This window comes from Pseudoduganella chitinolytica (assembly GCF_029028125.1).
In the GTDB taxonomy this organism is placed as follows: Bacteria; Pseudomonadota; Gammaproteobacteria; order Burkholderiales; family Burkholderiaceae_D; genus Rugamonas; species Rugamonas chitinolytica.
The window spans coordinates 2,791,169-2,807,442 of sequence record NZ_CP119083.1 but is presented as its reverse complement, the minus strand read 5'-3'; the positions used below and the strand labels follow the sequence as shown (position 1 = coordinate 2,807,442).

The 16,274-nt window shown below is 67.0% G+C and carries 19 protein-coding genes and 1 riboswitch; of the genes, 10 read left to right on the top strand and 9 right to left on the bottom strand.

Annotated features, from left to right (window positions below):
* Positions 1-5: 5 nt before the first annotated feature.
* The 6 genes from tolB to PX653_RS12435 all read right to left on the bottom strand — a co-directional run bounded on the left by tolB (position 6) and on the right by PX653_RS12435 (position 4,739).
* Positions 6-1,277, bottom strand: coding sequence for a Tol-Pal system beta propeller repeat protein TolB (gene tolB / locus PX653_RS12460; RefSeq protein ID WP_277418174.1), 1,272 nt, complete (start codon positions 1,275-1,277; stop codon positions 6-8).
* The gene (tolA, locus tag PX653_RS12455) at positions 1,277-2,218 is read right to left on the bottom strand and encodes a cell envelope integrity protein TolA (RefSeq protein ID WP_277418173.1); all 942 of its coding nucleotides are present in this window, start codon (positions 2,216-2,218) and stop codon (positions 1,277-1,279) included. Before tolA ends, tolB begins: the two co-directional genes overlap by 1 nt.
* Positions 2,219-2,222: 4 nt before the next feature.
* Positions 2,223-2,663, bottom strand: a complete 441-nt coding sequence (locus tag PX653_RS12450; protein ID WP_227470675.1) for a biopolymer transporter ExbD — start codon at positions 2,661-2,663, stop codon at positions 2,223-2,225.
* 12 nt (positions 2,664-2,675) lie between these two features.
* Entirely contained in the window at positions 2,676-3,368 is a 693-nt protein-coding gene (gene tolQ, locus PX653_RS12445; protein WP_277418172.1) for a protein TolQ, read from the bottom strand.
* 57 nt (positions 3,369-3,425) lie between these two features.
* A complete protein-coding gene (gene ybgC, locus PX653_RS12440) occupies positions 3,426-3,839 on the bottom strand; it encodes a tol-pal system-associated acyl-CoA thioesterase (protein ID WP_277418171.1) in 414 nt (137 codons plus the stop codon).
* A gap of 153 nt (positions 3,840-3,992) precedes the next feature.
* A complete protein-coding gene (locus tag PX653_RS12435; protein ID WP_277418170.1) occupies positions 3,993-4,739 on the bottom strand; it encodes an SDR family NAD(P)-dependent oxidoreductase in 747 nt (248 codons plus the stop codon).
* Positions 4,740-4,917: 178 nt separating this feature from the next.
* Positions 4,918-5,030, top strand: a riboswitch (ZMP/ZTP riboswitch).
* Positions 5,031-5,128: 98 nt separating this feature from the next.
* Here PX653_RS12435 and glyA point away from each other — a divergent pair.
* The 10 genes from glyA (at position 5,129) to PX653_RS12385 (ending at position 14,068) form a co-directional block, all read left to right on the top strand.
* Positions 5,129-6,376 (top strand): serine hydroxymethyltransferase, encoded by a 1,248-nt coding sequence (gene glyA, locus PX653_RS12430; RefSeq protein WP_277418169.1) that lies wholly within the window; start codon positions 5,129-5,131, stop codon positions 6,374-6,376.
* Positions 6,377-6,471: 95 nt separating this feature from the next.
* Entirely contained in the window at positions 6,472-6,942 is a 471-nt protein-coding gene (gene nrdR, locus PX653_RS12425) for a transcriptional regulator NrdR (protein ID WP_277418168.1), read from the top strand.
* Between the two features lie 132 nt (positions 6,943-7,074).
* A complete protein-coding gene (pilV, locus tag PX653_RS12420; RefSeq protein ID WP_277418167.1) occupies positions 7,075-7,617 on the top strand; it encodes a type IV pilus modification protein PilV in 543 nt (180 codons plus the stop codon).
* Positions 7,614-8,549: a PilW family protein gene (locus tag PX653_RS12415; protein ID WP_277418166.1), complete on the top strand. Its 936-nt coding sequence runs from the start codon at positions 7,614-7,616 to the stop codon at positions 8,547-8,549. Before pilV ends, PX653_RS12415 begins: the two co-directional genes overlap by 4 nt.
* Positions 8,546-9,130, top strand: a complete 585-nt coding sequence (locus PX653_RS12410) for a pilus assembly PilX family protein (RefSeq protein WP_277418165.1) — start codon at positions 8,546-8,548, stop codon at positions 9,128-9,130. The genes PX653_RS12415 and PX653_RS12410 overlap by 4 nt, the downstream gene beginning before the upstream one ends.
* A gap of 7 nt (positions 9,131-9,137) precedes the next feature.
* On the top strand, positions 9,138-11,234 hold the full coding sequence (locus PX653_RS12405; RefSeq protein ID WP_277418164.1) for a pilus assembly protein: 2,097 nt from the start codon (positions 9,138-9,140) through the stop codon (positions 11,232-11,234).
* The gene (locus PX653_RS12400; RefSeq protein WP_277418163.1) at positions 11,231-11,704 is read left to right on the top strand and encodes a type IV pilin protein; all 474 of its coding nucleotides are present in this window, start codon (positions 11,231-11,233) and stop codon (positions 11,702-11,704) included. The genes PX653_RS12405 and PX653_RS12400 overlap by 4 nt, the downstream gene beginning before the upstream one ends.
* Positions 11,701-12,240, top strand: a complete 540-nt coding sequence (locus tag PX653_RS12395; protein ID WP_277418162.1) for a GspH/FimT family pseudopilin — start codon at positions 11,701-11,703, stop codon at positions 12,238-12,240. The genes PX653_RS12400 and PX653_RS12395 overlap by 4 nt, the downstream gene beginning before the upstream one ends.
* 40 nt (positions 12,241-12,280) lie before the next feature.
* Complete coding sequence (gene ribD / locus PX653_RS12390; protein WP_277418161.1) at positions 12,281-13,393, top strand: bifunctional diaminohydroxyphosphoribosylaminopyrimidine deaminase/5-amino-6-(5-phosphoribosylamino)uracil reductase RibD; 1,113 nt, start codon at positions 12,281-12,283, stop codon at positions 13,391-13,393.
* A 51-nt stretch (positions 13,394-13,444) separates the two neighbouring features.
* Positions 13,445-14,068, top strand: a complete 624-nt coding sequence (locus tag PX653_RS12385) for a riboflavin synthase (protein WP_277418160.1) — start codon at positions 13,445-13,447, stop codon at positions 14,066-14,068.
* A gap of 285 nt (positions 14,069-14,353) precedes the next feature.
* Here PX653_RS12385 and PX653_RS12380 read toward each other — a convergent pair whose 3' ends face one another.
* The 3 genes from PX653_RS12380 to PX653_RS12370 all read right to left on the bottom strand — a co-directional run bounded on the left by PX653_RS12380 (position 14,354) and on the right by PX653_RS12370 (position 16,171).
* Positions 14,354-14,959: a hypothetical protein gene (locus PX653_RS12380; RefSeq protein ID WP_277418159.1), complete on the bottom strand. Its 606-nt coding sequence runs from the start codon at positions 14,957-14,959 to the stop codon at positions 14,354-14,356.
* Between the two features lie 85 nt (positions 14,960-15,044).
* Entirely contained in the window at positions 15,045-15,554 is a 510-nt protein-coding gene (locus PX653_RS12375) for a DUF6396 domain-containing protein (RefSeq protein WP_277418567.1), read from the bottom strand.
* An 80-nt stretch (positions 15,555-15,634) separates the two neighbouring features.
* Positions 15,635-16,171, bottom strand: coding sequence for an SEL1-like repeat protein (locus PX653_RS12370; RefSeq protein ID WP_277418158.1), 537 nt, complete (start codon positions 16,169-16,171; stop codon positions 15,635-15,637).
* Positions 16,172-16,274 lie beyond the last annotated feature (103 nt).

Below are 16,274 nucleotides of genomic sequence, written 5' to 3'. Positions count from 1 at the left end.
CTGCTTTACTTCATGAAAGGACCCCAGGTGGGCTCCTTGATTGCTCCCGCCTGGATCGTCAGGCGTTGCTTGACCCGGCCATCCACCGACACGACCGCCAGCGCCTTGCGTCCGCCCGATTCGGTCGAGTACAGGATGTACTTGCCGTTCGGGGCGAAGCTGGGGGCCTGGTCGTTCGTGTTGTCCGACAGACGTTGCTCCTGGCCGCTGGCCAGATCCATCACATACAGCTGGAAGTTGCCGGAGCGCCGGGAAATATAGGCCAGCGATTTCCCGTCGGAGGAAACGCGCGGGCTGATGTTGTAGCTGCCGCTGAACGTGACGCGCTGGGCATCGCCGCCGTTGACGCTCATGCGGTAGATCTGCGGCCCGCCGCTGCGGTCGCTGGTGAAGTAGATCGACTGGCCGTCGGCGGAGAACTGCGGCTCGGTGTCGATGCCGGTGCTGTTGGAGACGCGGCGCAGCCCGCCGCCGGTGGCGTTGGCGACATAGATCTGTGTATTGCCCGTCTTCGACAGGGCCACGGCGATCTTGCTGCCGTCCGGCGACCAGGCCGGCGCGGAGTTGCTGCCGCGTTCGTTGGCGATCACGGTGCGCTGGCGCGTAACGAGGTTCTGCACGTAGATCACGGGCTTCTTCTGTTCGAACGACACGTAGGCCACCTTGGTGCCGTCGGGCGACCACGACGGCGAGATGATCGGTTCGTTCGACGACAGCGCCAGCTGCACGTTTTCGCCGTCCGCGTCCGCCACTTCCAGGCGGTACGAGCGGCCCTGCTGCGTCACGTAGGCGATGCGGGTGGCGAAGATGCCGCGCACGCCGGTCAGTTTTTCATACACGTCGTCGGCGATCTTGTGGCCGGCCAGGCGGGTGAACTGCGGCGCCGCCTGCTGGTCCAGCTGCGACAGCTTGCTGTTCTGCACCGTCGACATCAGCTTGTAGCGCACGGCAAAGCTGCCGTCCGCCGTCTTTTGCACGGTGCCCACGACCACGGCATCCGCGCCTTTCGATTTCCAGGCCGACAGGTCGACGTTGTTGACGTCGGTAATCGTGCCCGCGTCGATGACCTTGAACGCGCCGGAGCGCTCCAGGTCGGTCTTGATGACCTTCGAGATCTGCGTCGGCGACACCGACTCGTCGGCGAACGCCGCCACGGCGACGGGAATCTGGTTGCTGCCCACGCCGGAAATTTCCACGCGCAGCTGCGCCTGGGCGGACAGGGCCGCCAGCAGGCCGGCGCTCAGTAAAACGGTATCGAGTTTTTTCATAGTTCGCATCAAGGCAAGTCTTTCAGTTTGAATGCCGCGGTAATGTCCCGCTCGACCGTACCGTCTTTCTTTTTAGGGAGGGGCGACGACTTGGCGATCGCGTTCTCCACGGCGGTATCGTAGGCGGGAATGCCGCTGCTCTTGATCTTTCGGACCGAAATAATTTCCCCAGTTGGCAATTGCGTGATCTGGAACTCCGCACTCGGGTTGCCGGGTACGTCCTGGCTGCCCGCATAGCTGATATTGCTCTTGATCTTCGCCGCGACGGCCGCCTTGTAGCCGCTGTCGGACTTGGGCGCGGTCGATTTCTCGGCCGTGCCGGTGCCGCCAGCGGCGGAACCCAGGATGCGGCGCATCTCTTCGGCGCGCTGCTTTTCCAGTTTCGCGGCCGATTCGGCGGCGGCCTTCTTCTTGGCGAGTTCTTTTTTCTTGTCGTCTTCTTTCTTCTTGTCGGCCTGTTCTTTTTCCTCGGCCAGGCGCTTTTCCTTTTCCTCCTCGCGCTTCTTCTTCTCGTCGTCCTTTTTCTTCTGCTCGGCCAGCTTGCGCTCGTCCTCGGCCTGCTGCTTGCGCTTGGCCTCTTCCTCGGCCAGGCGCCGTTCCTTGTCCTGTTTTTCCTTCTGCTTCTTCAGCGCGATGTCCGGATCGACCTTCGGCGGCGCCACCTTTTCCGGTGGCGGGGCAGGGGTCGGTGGCGGAGGTGGCGTGCGCACCGGCTCCGGTTCCGGCTCAGGTTCGGGTGGCGGCGCCTTTGGTGCCGCCTGCTGCGTCGACAGGTCCCACACTTCCGCTTCTACCGCAACGGGCTCCGAGTTCTGCCAGTTGATGCCGCCCCACAGGAACACGAACAGCAGCGCGTGCATGCCGATCGCCAGCGCGAACGCGCGCCCGCCGCTGTCGCGCTTCGGCACGCGGTAGGGGCTGCCTTCCGTCATCTGTGTTGCTGTCGTCATGCCGTCACTTCGTCGCCAGGCCGACGCGCGCGATGCCCATCTTCTTCGCCTCGGAGATGAGCTGGATCACGTCGTCGTATTTGCTTTCCTTGTCGCCCGCAATCAAGACCGGGTAGTCGGGATTGTCCTCGTGCAGTGCCTGCAGCTTTTTCACGAGCGCGTCGCGGTTCGGCGCCGTCTCCGGCGCATCCGCATTCTTGCCCGCCACGCCGATCGACAGCGCACCGTTTGGCTTGATCGTCACCTGGATGTAGGCATCGGGCGGCCGCACGGATTTTTCCGCGTGCGGCAGGTCGATCGAACTGGGGTTGTTCGAGCTGGGCATGACCATGAAGATGATCAAGAGGCACAGCATCACGTCGATGTATGGCACGACGTTGATCTCGGACTTGAGCTTGCGCCCGCGTCCGCCGCGCATGCCACCGCTGTTGAAGGAAGAGGCCATGCTGGTCCCCCGTTAGCGCGACTGCCGCTGCAAGATGTTGGAGAACTCCTCGACGAAGCTCTCGAAACGGATCGCCAGGCGGTCGATGTCGTGCGAAAAACGGTTGTACGCCACAACGGCCGGGATGGCGGCGAACAGGCCGATGGCGGTGGCGATCAGCGCTTCGGCAATGCCCGGCGCGACGGCCGACAGCGTTGCCTGCTGCACGTTGGCCAGGCCGCGGAAGGCGTTCATGATGCCCCACACGGTGCCCAGCAGGCCGATGTATGGCGAGACGGAGCCGACCGAGGCCAGGAACGCCAGGTGCGATTCCAGCGCATCCATCTCGCGCTGGAACGCGGCGCGCATGGCGCGGCGGGCACCGTCCAGGATGGCGCCCATGTCCAGCGCTTCGCGCGAACCGGAAGCAGCCTGCTTGCCCTTGATGAATTCGCCCATGCCGGCCTCGAAGATGCGCGCCAGCGCGCCGCTGCTGACGCGGTTGCTGCTGGCGTTCTGGTACAGCGCATGCAGGTTGCCGCCGGCCCAGAAGGTCTTTTCGAAGTCGATCGTCAGGCGCCGCGCCGCGCGCACGTCGAACATTTTCTTGAAGATGTAGGTCCAGCTGACGAGCGAGATGCCAAGCAGCAGCGCCATGATCAGCTGGACGATCAGGTGCGCGTTGGCGATGAGGGCGATGAAGGAAAGATCCTGGGTGGCGTTCATTGGTTCTCGGTTCGGTTGTTCGGTCTGTTTATTGTTTCAATGCGGTGCGGGCGCCGCTCATGGGGCCGGCAGCAACGCACGCATGCGCGCGGCCGCTGCTTCCGGCACCGCGCGCGGTCGCAGCGCCGAGTCGACGCAGCCGACCTTGACGCGTGCCGTGTTGAGGAGGGTCGTGCCGCACCACGCTTCCTGCCGGAACACGACGGAAGCACGGCCCAGCTTCTCGATTGTCAACGTTAAGTTTAGTACATCGTCCAGCTTGGCCGGCGCATGATAGTCCGCGCTCACGCTCTTGACGACAAACATCGCGTCGTGCTCGGCCAGCAAGACCTGCTGGCCGATGCCGACGGCGCGCAGCCACTCGGTCCGGGCCCGCTCGAAGTATTTCAGGTAGTTTGCGTAGTAGACGATGCCGCCCGCGTCCGTATCCTCGTAGTAGACACGGACTTCCCAGGTGAACTCTGATGGCATGGTTGAATTGCTAGTGTTATTGGGCAACATCATACGTCATTTTTTGAAAACGTTGCCGAAAGTTTTCTTTTGCGAAATTGCTCAGGCGGGCATTAAAGCAAATCCCCGCCGCGCACAGGACGCCTGTAACAAAGCCTTACGATTCGGGAGCGCTCAGGCGCGCTTGATCGCGAACGGCGAGAAGCCCTGGCAAGTCGGCATCAGCTCAATCAGGTTGACGTTCACGTGCGGGGGCAAGGTCGCGATCCAGTACGCGGTGGCCGCGATGTCCTCGGCCGTCAGCGGTGTGGTGCCTTCGTAGACCTTGGCCGCCGCCGCGTCGTCGCCCTTGAAGCGCACGTTGGAGAATTCCGTACCGCCGCACAGGCCGGGCGCCAGGTTGGTGGCACGCACGCCCGTGCCGACGAGGTCGGCGCGCAGGTTCAACGTGAACTGCTCGACGAAGGCCTTGGTGGCACCGTAGACGTTGCCGCCGGGGTAGGGGTAGTGGCCGGCCACGGAACCCAGGTTGATGACGAGGCCGCTGTTGCGGGCCACCATGCCGGGCAGCACGGCGCGCGTCATCGTCACGAGCCCGCTGCAGTTGGTGGCGATCATCGTCTCCCAGTCTTCCAGCACGGCTTCGTGGGCCGGCTTGATGCCCAGCGCCAGGCCCGCATTGTTGATCAGGACGTCGATGTCGCGCCAGCCGGCCGGCAGCGCCGCCAGCGCCGCCTGGATGGCGGCTTTGTCCGTGACGTCCAGCGGCACCGTGCGCACGTTCGGGCCCAGCTCGAAGGCAAGCGCCTCGAGGCGGTCCTCGCGGCGGCCCGCGATCAGCACCTTGTGGCCGTTGCCGGCGAAAATGCGCGCCATCGCGGCGCCGAAGCCGGCGCTCGCGCCGGTAATGAAGACGATCATGCTGTGCATCCTGTAGGAGAGGGAAGCGGAACGACGAACGACAAACCCGTCGATTGTAGCCGATCCGACAGTATTGTCATGCAATCTCCGCCGCGTAGCATAATGCCAACCGTCAATCTTGCACTTTCCTCCATTTCTTGCTCTCCTGGATGACATCCCCTACAATCCTGACTCCATTTATGTCTCACGTAACTGGCGAAAAGTGGCGCGGCCTTCCAAGGCGGTGCGCGAAGGTGGGGCTCCACCGGGGAACGTGAGATTTCAACACAGCCGTTCGCCTGGGCAGCCACGATGGAATCGCGCGGATGCGCGCGCCCGGGCTGCCTGTCTCGAGACATTGCCGGCGGCGCCATTCGATCCTATCTGCCAGTCCTAATCGGAGTAACTACATGTTCGCAAAAGATCACACCCTCGCCGCCATCGATCCTGAGCTGTTCGGCGCCATCGAGAACGAAAACCGCCGCCAGCACGACCACATCGAGCTGATCGCGTCGGAAAACTACACCTCGCCGGCCGTCATGCAGGCACAGGGTTCGCAGCTGACCAACAAGTACGCCGAAGGCTATCCTGGCAAGCGCTACTACGGCGGCTGCGAATACGTCGACGTCGTCGAGCAACTGGCCATCGACCGTGTCAAGCAGCTGTTCGGCGCCGAAGCGGCGAACGTGCAGCCGAACTCGGGCTCGCAGGCCAACCAGGGCGTGTTCTTCGCCGTGCTGAAGCCGGGCGACACCATCATGGGCATGTCGCTGGCCGAAGGCGGCCACCTGACCCACGGCATGGCGCTGAACATGTCCGGCAAGTGGTTCAACGTCGTTTCCTATGGCCTGACGCCGGAAGAGGACATCGACTACGACGCGATGGAAAAGCTGGCCCACGAGCACAAGCCGAAGCTGATCGTCGCCGGCGCCTCCGCGTTCTCCAAGAAGATCGACTGGGAGCGCTTCGCCAAGGTCGCCAAGGCCATCGGCGCCTACTTCATGGTCGACATGGCCCACTACGCCGGCCTGATCGCCGCCGGCCTGTACCCGAACCCGGTGCCGCATGCCGACTTCGTCACGTCCACCACGCACAAGTCGCTGCGCGGCCCGCGCGGCGGCATCATTTTGATGAAGGCCGAGCACGAGAAGATCATCAACTCGGCCATCTTCCCCGGCATCCAGGGCGGCCCGCTGATGCACGTGATCGCCGGCAAGGCCGTCGCGTTCAAGGAGGCGCTGGGCGAAGACTTCAAGGCCTACCAGGCGCAAGTCATCAAGAACGCCGACGTGCTGGCGAAAACGCTGATCGAGCGCGGCCTGCGCATCGTGTCCGGCGGCACCGAGTCGCACGTGTTCCTGGTCGACCTGCGCGCCAAGAACCTGACCGGCAAGGAAGCCGAGGCGATCCTGGGCAGCGCCCACATCACCTGCAACAAGAACGGCATCCCGAACGACCCGCAGAAGCCGTTCGTGACGTCGGGCATCCGCCTGGGCAGCCCGGCCATGACGACGCGCGGCTTCAAGGAAGCCGAGGCGAAAGAGGTGGGCAACCTGATCGCCGACGTGCTGGACAATCCGCATGACGCCGCCACCATCGAACGTGTCAAGGCAGCGGTCAAGGTACTGGCCGACAAGTACCCCGTCTACGCAGCCTGAAGCTTGCAGGCTTTACGGGCCTGCCTGACGTTGTTACCATGCGAGCGCCGGACTGCGAGGTCCGGCGCTTTTTTATCCCTTGATGTGCACTCTCCATGAAATGTCCGTTCTGCCAGCACGATGAAATCCACGTCCTCGATACGCGTGTATCGGAGGAGGGGGACGCCATCAAGCGCCGCCGGCGCTGCGGCAAATGCGACAAGCGCTTCACCACGTACGAAAGGATCGAACTTTCGATGCCGTTCGTGGTCAAGAAGAATGGCAGCCGCACGGAGTTCGCCGAAGCGAAACTGCGCGACAGCCTGATGCTGGCCCTGCGCAAGCGTCCGGTCGCGGCCGCCTCCGTCGATACGGCCGTGCAGACGATCACGGAAAAGCTGCTGACCAGCGGCAAGCGCGAGGTCGAGTCGAACCATATCGGCGAGCTCGTCATGCAGGAGCTGAAGCGCCTGGACAAGGTTGCCTACATCCGTTTCGCGTCCGTCTACAAGAACTTCGAGGACCTGGCCGAGTTCCAGGACGCCATCGAAGAGGCGGGCCAGGAGCGCAAGCCGCGCGCCGACTGAGCCTCAGCTTTTCCCCATGCGCAATCCTCCTGCGCAACTTCCCAGCGGAATTTTTCCGCCGGCACGCCAATCCTTGAGATTACTCAACCGTTGAAGCACGCCACCGCCTAACCTGACGGCGGGAGGTGCGTCATGCGTGCTGTCGCGGGTTTCACGTTGATCGAGGTGCTGGTTGCCCTGCTGGTGCTGGCCGTCGGCCTGATCGGCGGCACGGCCATGCAGCTGCATGCGATGCGTGCGCGGCAGGAGTCGGCGTTGCTGTCGGCGGCCGTGCAGGCGGCCGTGTCGATGGCCGAGCGCATCCGCGCCAACCCGGGGCAGGCCGGCATCTATCTCGACGTCGACTACGACGCCACCGCCGAGCCCACGCCGGCGGCGCCGCCCAGCCTGTGCCTCGACAGCGGATGCGACCGCGCGGCCCTTGCGGCGCTGGACATCCATGAACTGAAACGCGTCGTACGCACCGCACTCCCGGCCGGACGTGCCCGCGTATGCCGCGATGCGCACATGTGGCACGCGGGGCGGCTGCGCTGGTCGTGCGACGCCACGCCGGGGGCGCCCATCGTCGTCAAGGTGGGCTGGCGCGGCAAGAATCCGGACGGCACGCCGCAAAGCGACGACGCCGGCGGCTTCGTACCGGGCGTGGCGATGGCGGTCGCCGGGGTACGGCCATGAGAAAGGTAGCTGTAAAAGCGCGTCACTGCGACGGCCTGGGGCTGGTCGAAATGCTGGTGGCGCTCGTGCTCGGTATGCTGGTTACCCTGGCGTCGGCGGCGATGCTGGCCAGCGCCAACGGCGACTTCCTGGTGCACGGCGCCAGCGCCCGGCTGAACGACGGCGGCCGTTATGCGCTGGCGTTGATCGGCCAGGCGCTGCGCCAGGCCGGCTATGTGGACCCGGCCATGGGCAGCTTACCGGAAGACGGCGCCGCCATCGTCGGCCTGGATGCCCGCGCCGTTACCCGCACGGGTCCGGGCGTCGCGGCCACGCTGCCCGCGATCGCCAACGGCAGCGATGTGCTGGCGGTGCGCTTTGGCGGCGCGGGAACCGGCGGCGGTGACGGCTCCGTCACCGACTGCGCCGGCTTTGCGGTGGGGGCAGCGCAACAGGGCTGGAGCATCTTCTACGTTGCAGCAGGGGAGGATGGCGTGGCCGAACTGCGCTGCAAATACCGCAGCGACAGCGGTGGCTGGAGCGCCGATGCCGTGGTGCGCGGCATCGACAGCTTCCAGGTGTTGTATGGCCTGGACACCGATACGCCGGGCGACGGGCTGGCCAACCGCTTCCTGAATGCCACCGGTATCGCGGCGCTGGATGTGGCGCTGGTGCCCAGCGGCGCCACGGCCGCCGAGCGCGAGCTGGACCGTCGGCGACGTTCGCACTGGCACCGGGTCGTCGCCGTGCGGGTGGCGCTGCTGCTGCATGGCGAAGCAGGGATGCGCGACGGCGAGCGGGCGCTGCAATACGAGCTGTTCGGCGCTGCATATCCGGCGGCAGGCGATCCGGGCAGCCGCGTCGACGAGGCGGCGCTCGCGGCGCCGCTGCGCTCCCGCCCGCGCCGGCTGTTCGAGACGGCGGTGGTCGTGCGCAACCGGGCGGGACCATGACGCGCGGTGGCGAGTGGCGCCAGCGCGGCGTGACGCTGGTCGTCAGCCTGTTGCTGCTGGCGGCCGTGCTGTTGCTGGCGGCGTCGGCGGCCGGGGTGGCATTGATGGGGGAGCAGTCGGCGCGCGCCGAGCGGGACCGGCAGATCGCGCTGCAAGCGGCGGAGGATGCATTGATGGATGCGGAACTGGAGATCGAAGGACGGGCCACCGTGGCGCCCGAGCGGCACGCGCTGCTGGGCGCACCGGACAGTTTTGCGCCCGGCTGCGGCAGCGGCATGGCGCTGGGCTTGTGCGGCCGCAGCGCGCCAGGCGAAGCACCGCCCTGGCAGGCGGTGGACCTGGCGGATGGCGCGCGCAGCGTGGCGCTCGGCGGCTTCACGGGTACGACGTTGGAGACGGGCGAGGGCCTGCTGCCGTTGCGTAAGCCACGCTACATCGTCGAACGGTTGCCGTACCGGCCGCCCGGGGCGGAAGCGGGCGCGTACGACGGTTACCTGTACCGCGTCACGGCGGTCGGCTTCGGCAGCCGGGCCGGCACGCAGGTGGTGCTGCAGTCCACCTGGCGGCCGGCGGACGAGTGAGGGGGCGATGGTGCGTCTTGCGTTGTTCGCCCTGCTGGTGCTGCTCTGCGCCGTGTCCGCCCGGGCGGCGGAGGTCGACGCCGGTGAGCAGGCCGCGCTGGGTTGCGCTGCGCGTCACCGCGTCGTGCACGGCGCCCCCTTGGCCGTGCCGCGCAGCCGGCTGGCGCCAGTGGGCGCGGAAGAGGGCAGCGTGTTCCGCGCCGCTTACGAACTGGCGCGCGGCAGCGGCACGTTGACCCGTGCGCCGCTGGTGCGCGATGGCGACGGGGCGCTCCGGCTGCTGCCGCCGCTGTGGGATGCCGCCGCGCTGCTGGCGCGCCGGAACCCGGCCACGCGGCGCATCCATACGTTCGATGGCCTGCGCACGATCCCGTTCACCTGGGAGTCGCTGCCCGCTGCGCTGCAGGAAGGATTGAGCGCGCCGCCGCTGTCCGCCGGTCCCGATGGCGTGGTACCGCCCGATGCACCCGGACCCGCGCGGCTGGCCTGGCTGCGGGGCGAGCGCCGGCTCGAGGGGCGTGGCCTGCGCGTGCGTGCCGGCCTGCTGGGCGATGCCGTGCATGGCGCGCCTGTGTTTGCAGGGGCGGCAATGAATCCGCCGTCGCGCGCCGGCGATGAGACCTACGCGGCGTTCCGGGAAGCCGCGTCGCGCCGTCCTCCTGCCGTCTACCTCGGCGCCAACGACGGCATGCTGCATGCCTTCGATGCGCGCAGCGGCGTCGAGATGTTCACCTATGTTCCGGCGCTGCTGGCCGACGCGCTCGGGGCGCTTACCGCGCCCGGCTACGTCCACCGGCCGTACGTGGATGGTCCGCTGGCGCTGGGCGAGGCCAGCATCGGCGACCGCTGGCGCACGGTGCTGGTGGCGTCGCCCGGCATGGGCGCGCGTGGCCTGTTCGCGCTGGACGTGACCGACCCGGCCGACTTCGCCGGCGCGTTGTGGGAGTTCGGCGCAGCCACCGATGCGGCGATCGGCAATGTCCTGGCCCCGGCGCAGGTGGCGCGGCTGCAGGTGCGCACGCGCGACGGCGTGCCGCAATACCGCCACTTCGCGCTGGCGGGCAATGGTGTTGGCACGGGCGCCGCGGCGCTGTTCCTGCTGGCGCTGGACAAGGCGCCAACGCAGCCCTGGCGGCGCGACACCAGCTACTACAGGCTCGATCTGCCGCCGGGCGAGCCCGGTCTGGCCACGGGCCTGTCGGCGCCCGCCCTGGTGCCCGACGAGGAGGACGTGGTGCGCCATGCGTACGCGGGCGACCTGCAGGGCAACCTGTGGCGCTTCGATTTTACGCGCCCGGCGCCGTGGCGTACCGGCGTGCCGGCCAGCCCCGTGTTTGTCGCGCGCGACGGGGAGGGTACGCGCCAGCCGATCGTGCAGCAGCCGAAGGTGGTGCACGCGGCGGGTGGCGGCTACCTGGTCCTGTTCGGCACGGGGCAATTGCAATCGCGCGCGGACCGCGATCCGGCCCGGTTCGCGCCGCAGTCGTTCTATGCCGTGTACGACGATCCCGGCGCGCCGCGTCCGGCGTCACCGCTGACGCGCGCGGACCTGCTGGAACGACGCGTGTATCCGGCGACGGATGCGGACGCGGGCTTTGTCGTCACGGGTCGCAACCAGGCCGTGGGCGCGGGCGAGCGGCCGAAGGGTTGGTATGTCGACTTCCCCGGCAGCGCAACGATGGGTGAGCGCAGCGTCGCCAGCGCGGCGGTCGTGGATGGCAACGTCGCGTTCCATACGGTGCTGCCCGGGCCCGACCGTTGCGCGGACAGCGCAAGTCGCGCGTACCTGCTGGATGCGTTGTCGGGACTGGCGCCGGGCGACGGTACGCCGGCGGCCAGCGGCAACGTCACGGGAATGCTGCTGGCGGACTTCGTCGACGGGGCGCCGGTGGTGCTCGCGGCCGCGCGCACGCGTGTGCCGTCGGCGGCGGGAACACGGGGACGCGTCACGCGGGTGAAGGATCACGTGGCATTCGGCGCGGGCGGCGGCGTGACTCGTGCGGGGACGAGCCGCGCCGCACTGCCGGCCGGGCGCCTGAGCTGGCGCGAAGTGATGAACTGGCGCCAGTTGCACAACGCCGCCGCGCGAAGGCCGGCAAGATGAGCGCGCGGCCAGCGTGTCTGCGCGTGCAAGCGCACGGCTTCACCGTGACCGAAGTGCTGGTCGCTGTCGCCATCTGTGGCATCGTCGGCGCACTGGCTTACCCCAACCTGCAGGAGCACATGGTGCGGGCGCGCCGAACGGAGGCGCAGGGCGCGCTGCAGCGGTTGATGCAGCAGGAAGAGCGCTACTTCACGCTGCACAACCGCTACGTGGCGTTCGCGCCGGACAGCACGGACGACGACGCGCGTCGCTTCCGCTGGTGGTCCGGTACCAGCCCGGAACGCAGCGGCTACGAGATCGCGGGCGAGGCGTGCGACGACCGCCCGCTCGACGAATGCGTGCAACTGGTCGCCACGCCCGGCACGCGCCGGGTGGACGTTCACTACAGGGATAGACAATGCGGCCGACTGATCCTCACGAGCACGGGCGAACGGCGCGCCAGCGGCAGCGACCCGCGTTGCTGGCGTTGAGCGCAGCGTTCACGCTGGTGGAAACGCTGATCGCGCTGGCGGTGGCGGGCGTGCTGCTGGGCGCGGCCGTGCCCGACCTGCGTGCCTTTGCCGCGCGCCAGCAGATCCGCGCCGCCGCCACCGACCTGCTGGCGGCGCTGCACCTGGCGCGCGCCCAGGCGCTGGGACGGGGCGACATCGTGGTGGTGGCGCCGGCCGATGGCGGCGGCGTCGCCTGGCAACACGGCTGGATCGTCTTCGCCGACCGCGACGGCGATGGCAGGCCCGGGTCCGGCGACGAAGTGCTGTTCCGGCACGGTCCCGTGGCGGGCGGGCTGCGCATCTGGGCGCGGTTGTCGGCCGCTGCGCCGCCGTGGTATGTCGCCTATAATAGTGCGGGCCGTTCCTGCCGGGCGGGCAACGGCAGCGCCGCCAACTGGGGCACGCTGTCGCTGCGCACGGGCGGCGAGGCACGCAACATCAAGATCAACATGCTGGGCCGCGCGCGGCTGTGCGACCCCGCGCGCGACAGCGGCTGTGACCCGGCGGCGGAGTAGGCCGCACAGTCAGCGACGACGGCAGGGCAGACAGGAAGCGATGAACATCACGATCAGCAACGACCACGAAGGCATGCGCCTGGCCCTGCAGTGGGCGGGAAAAGGGTTGTACACGACGTCGCCCAATCCCCACATCGGCTGCGTCATCGTCAAGGATGGCGTGGTTGTTGGCGAAGGCGTGACACAGCCCGCCGGCCAGGACCACGCGGAAATCCAGGCACTCAAGGACGCAGCGCAGCGGGGCCACGACGTGCGCGGCGCAACGGCCTACGTGACCCTGGAGCCGTGCAGCCACTATGGCCGCACGCCGCCTTGCTGCGATGCGCTGGTGCGCGCCGGCCTGGGGCGCGTGGTGGCGGCAATGGAAGACCCGAACCCGCTGGTGGCGGGGCAGGGAATGGCGCGCCTGGCCGCGGCCGGCATCGAAGTGTCGTCCGGCCTGATGGCGGACGAAGCGTACGAACTGAACATCGGCTTTTTCTCGCGCATGCGGCGCCAGCTGCCGTGGGTGCGCCTGAAAACGGCCGCCAGCCTGGATGGCATGACGGCCCTGCACAACGGCAGCAGCCAGTGGATCACGGGCGAAGCGGCCCGGGCGGACGGCCATGCGTGGCGCGCCCGCGCCTGTGCCATCCTGACAGGCATCGGCACGGTCAAGGCCGACGATCCGCAGCTGAACGTGCGGGCCGTGGCCACGCCGCGCCAGCCGCGCCGCATCGTCGTCGACAGCCGCCTGGAAATCGACCCGGCGGCCAAGGTGCTGGCAGGCGGTGGCACGCTGGTGGTGGCCGCCGTGCGCGACCACGACAAGGAAGCGCGGCTGCGCGACCTGGGCGCCGAGGTCATCACGCTGGCCAACGCGCACGGCAAGGTCGACCTGGCGGAACTGATGCGCGAGCTGGGCCGGCGCCAGGTCAACGAGCTGCACGTGGAGGCGGGCACGAAGCTGAACGGCTCGCTGGTGCGCGAGCGCTGCGTCGACGAGCTGCTGGTGTACCTCGCGCCCACGTTGCTGGGCGATGCGCAAGGCATGTTTGCCTTGCCCGCGCTTGCCAGCCTGGCGGACAAGCACACGCTGAAATTTCACGAGGTGCGCAGTGTCGGCGACGACCTGCGCATCCTGGCGCGCTTTACCGGTCGCATCGCCGCATAACTTCGAACAATCCGGCGCCGCATTGGCGCCGCACTCAACACAGGAATCAGCATGTTTACTGGAATCGTCGCCGCTGTCGGCAAGATCAAGACCGTCACTCCGCTGCCGGGTGGCCATGACGCAGGCGTGCGCCTGGACATCGACGCGGGCCCGCTGCCGCTCGCGGACGTGGGCCTGGGCGACTCGATCGCCATCAACGGCGCCTGCATGACGGTGGTGGAGAAGACCGACAGCTCGTTCGTGGTCGACGTGTCGCGCGAAAGCCTGAACTGCACGGCCGGTCTCGATACGCCGGCGGAAGTCAACCTGGAAAAGGCGCTGACGCTGGCCGAACGCCTGGGCGGCCACCTGGTTTCCGGCCACGTGGACGGCCTCGGCGTCGTGCGCAAGTTCGAGCCGGTCGGCGAGTCCTATGAACTGGTGGTGGAAGCGCCGCGCGAGCTGGCCAAATACCTGGCGTTCAAGGGCTCGGTGGTCGTCAACGGCGTCTCGCTGACGGTGAACCGCGTGGAAGACGTGGCCGACGGCTGCCGCTTCTCGATCAACCTGATCCCGCACACGATCCACGTCACGACCTTGAAGCACCTGACGGTGGGCGCCAAGGTCAACCTGGAAATCGACCTGATCGCCCGCTATGTCGAGCGCATGCTGTCGGTGGAGCAGAAGGGCACCTGAAGCGCCGAGCGCCTGGGGTCTGTCCCCGGTAAGTGGCGACGCAATCGCTTGCCAGCGCTGGGGTCTGTCCCCGGTAAGTGGCGACCTCTGCGCTTGCAAGCCGCGCAACGAGGGGACTGACCCTGGTTTTAATCGCAGAACCATGAATTGCGCGATAAAAACCGGGGTCAGGCGGGTCGCCGGACCGCCCCAGAAACGGTACAGACCCCAGCTTCGGGCCTGTTACAGGGATATCAGAACCTCTTAACCTAGCGGCATCAGGGGCAGTCCCAACACGGACAGGCCCTAATCCGGGGTACTCTCATCCGCGCGCGGTTCAACCAGCTCCGCAAGCGATTTGCGCAATCTGTCGATCGACTCATCGAGCCAGGTACTGTGCGCAAACGCTTCGTCATCCCGACCGGCGGTGCCGGTTGCAAGGACCTCTTCGGCCCAGACTATCGCATCGTCCCGCATCGCTTCCAGTTCCGCCAGCTCCCGGCGGAGCTCATCGATGGCGCGCTGCTGCCGCGACGGCGCCACCCAGGCTTCTGGCCGCCGCGCCGCGCAGTAGCGGGCGATGAGGTCGGCGCCTGGTCGATTGGCACGCAATGCCAGGCCTTCGGCGTCGGCATAGGCGCGGACGTCGTCGGCTTCGACGAAGCTGACGTGCAGGCCGGCATCGTACAGCCCGATAGCTACGTCCCGCGCGCTCGAATCGCCTTGTACCAGGCAAAAGTGCACTGTCTCCGGCGCGGATTTCTGCTTGCGCACCCACGCCACCAGCCCGGGCGATTGGTCAGTGTAACTGTCCAGCACCTTCGTTTTCAGCTTGCCATCCACCAGCAGCGCGACAGCGAGTTTGCGCTGCCCTGCCGCCACACCGACCACAGCACTCTGGATTGTCTTCACGTCAGTCCTCTCTTGTCCCAAGAAGATAATTGTCCAGCGTGCCGCGGCAGGCGTCAATCGGTTTATCCACCGAGCCTCGTATCTCCTACACTGCCGACTCAGCCAGCCGCAGCGCGCCCGCGCCCGGATCGACTTGGGGGTGCCTGTTTGCGTGCGGCGCCGCGCTCGCCTCGGCTGGCGGTGGCTTGGGCGTGGCGCCTTGCGCGGCTTCGATCAATGCCTTCTTGTCGCCATTCCACTGGGGAAGCTGGGCGGGCGGCAGCGGCAGGATCTTGTCCAGGTTCGGCAGGCGCAGGTCGGGATTCCAGTGCAGGGCGTCATGCAGTACGTGGTAGCGCTCCGATCGTGCCTTGTCCGTGTGTGGGACCAGCATGTCCGCGAGGTCATCCGGGCGATCAAATTCCACTAAAAGGGAGCGGGCACAGTCCGCGCATCCTAGCCTAATTCCCTGTTGCAGCGTCTGCAGCGCCAGCGCCTTCGTAGCAGCGGTCCTCGGTCCAGACCGACTACCGTCGGGCGAACGTGGCCACGAATGTAGATATAGCAGAGTGTATGCAGCCGGACCGTATCCCTGGCCGAGAGCACATTCGAGCATCTTCGTAGCGACGAGAATGTTGGCCCAGAACCCATCCCCAGGGCTATCCCACGTTGCCGACACCTTGTCGCCCAGGTACGTCATCGCATGCGGGCTACCCATCTCTGCCGCTTTCTGCCAGAACGCGAAGGCGCGGGTAGCGTCCCGGGCACGCCGACGCCCTCGCTGTAGTACGTTCCCATCCTGTCATAGGCGGCAGGGATGCCAAGCCGCATCGCCTCTTCCACCAGCGCAAGGGCGTCGTCCGGGCCGTGGGGTGGATCGCGCTTCTCCAGGTACAGGCTGGCCAGGTTGAGCATGGCTTTCCAGTGGCGCCGCTCGGCCGCAGCGCGCGTCAGCTGGACGATCTTCTTGTAGTCGCGGTCCTCCTCCCACGTGTCCGGATCTTCCATCGCCCGGGCCTCACGGAACCACGCATCGGCCTCGGCATCGATGGGCGGCACCTTGGTCGCCTCGATCTCGCAAGTGAAGGTGGGGCGGTGCGGATTGAAGAGGGGCAGTGGTTCGTTGCGCGGCAATGCCTGCTCGGCCTTGTATTGAGCGTATGGTATCTGGAATGCCTTGTACAAGCAGACGGCGGCGACCGCTGCAAGTGCGCCGTAGGAGAGCTTGCGCAATATTGTGCTTTTCATCGTCGGCCAGATCGGTATGTGCTGCTGGGGGACGAAACCCGTCCGCGTCGCCGAAGCGCGCTTGGGTTGACGTCATCTACTGAACGTG

Bases quoted from the DNA above. Each gene is read 5' to 3' on its own strand.
- tolB (WP_277418174.1), bottom strand. From the start codon at position 1,277: ATGCGAACTATGAAAAAACTCGATACCGTTTTACTGAGCGCCGGCCTG.
- tolA (WP_277418173.1), bottom strand. From the start codon at position 2,218: ATGACGACAGCAACACAGATGACGGAAGGCAGCCCCTACCGCGTGCCG.
- PX653_RS12450 (WP_227470675.1), bottom strand. From the start codon at position 2,663: ATGGCCTCTTCCTTCAACAGCGGTGGCATGCGCGGCGGACGCGGGCGC.
- tolQ (WP_277418172.1), bottom strand. From the start codon at position 3,368: ATGAACGCCACCCAGGATCTTTCCTTCATCGCCCTCATCGCCAACGCG.
- ybgC (WP_277418171.1), bottom strand. From the start codon at position 3,839: ATGCCATCAGAGTTCACCTGGGAAGTCCGTGTCTACTACGAGGATACG.
- PX653_RS12435 (WP_277418170.1), bottom strand. From the start codon at position 4,739: ATGATCGTCTTCATTACCGGCGCGAGCGCCGGCTTCGGCGCCGCGATG.
- glyA (WP_277418169.1), top strand. From the start codon at position 5,129: ATGTTCGCAAAAGATCACACCCTCGCCGCCATCGATCCTGAGCTGTTC.
- nrdR (WP_277418168.1), top strand. From the start codon at position 6,472: ATGAAATGTCCGTTCTGCCAGCACGATGAAATCCACGTCCTCGATACG.
- pilV (WP_277418167.1), top strand. From the start codon at position 7,075: ATGCGTGCTGTCGCGGGTTTCACGTTGATCGAGGTGCTGGTTGCCCTG.
- PX653_RS12415 (WP_277418166.1), top strand. From the start codon at position 7,614: ATGAGAAAGGTAGCTGTAAAAGCGCGTCACTGCGACGGCCTGGGGCTG.
- PX653_RS12410 (WP_277418165.1), top strand. From the start codon at position 8,546: ATGACGCGCGGTGGCGAGTGGCGCCAGCGCGGCGTGACGCTGGTCGTC.
- PX653_RS12405 (WP_277418164.1), top strand. From the start codon at position 9,138: ATGGTGCGTCTTGCGTTGTTCGCCCTGCTGGTGCTGCTCTGCGCCGTG.
- PX653_RS12400 (WP_277418163.1), top strand. From the start codon at position 11,231: ATGAGCGCGCGGCCAGCGTGTCTGCGCGTGCAAGCGCACGGCTTCACC.
- ribD (WP_277418161.1), top strand. From the start codon at position 12,281: ATGAACATCACGATCAGCAACGACCACGAAGGCATGCGCCTGGCCCTG.
- PX653_RS12385 (WP_277418160.1), top strand. From the start codon at position 13,445: ATGTTTACTGGAATCGTCGCCGCTGTCGGCAAGATCAAGACCGTCACT.
- PX653_RS12375 (WP_277418567.1), bottom strand. From the start codon at position 15,554: ATGCTCGAATGTGCTCTCGGCCAGGGATACGGTCCGGCTGCATACACT.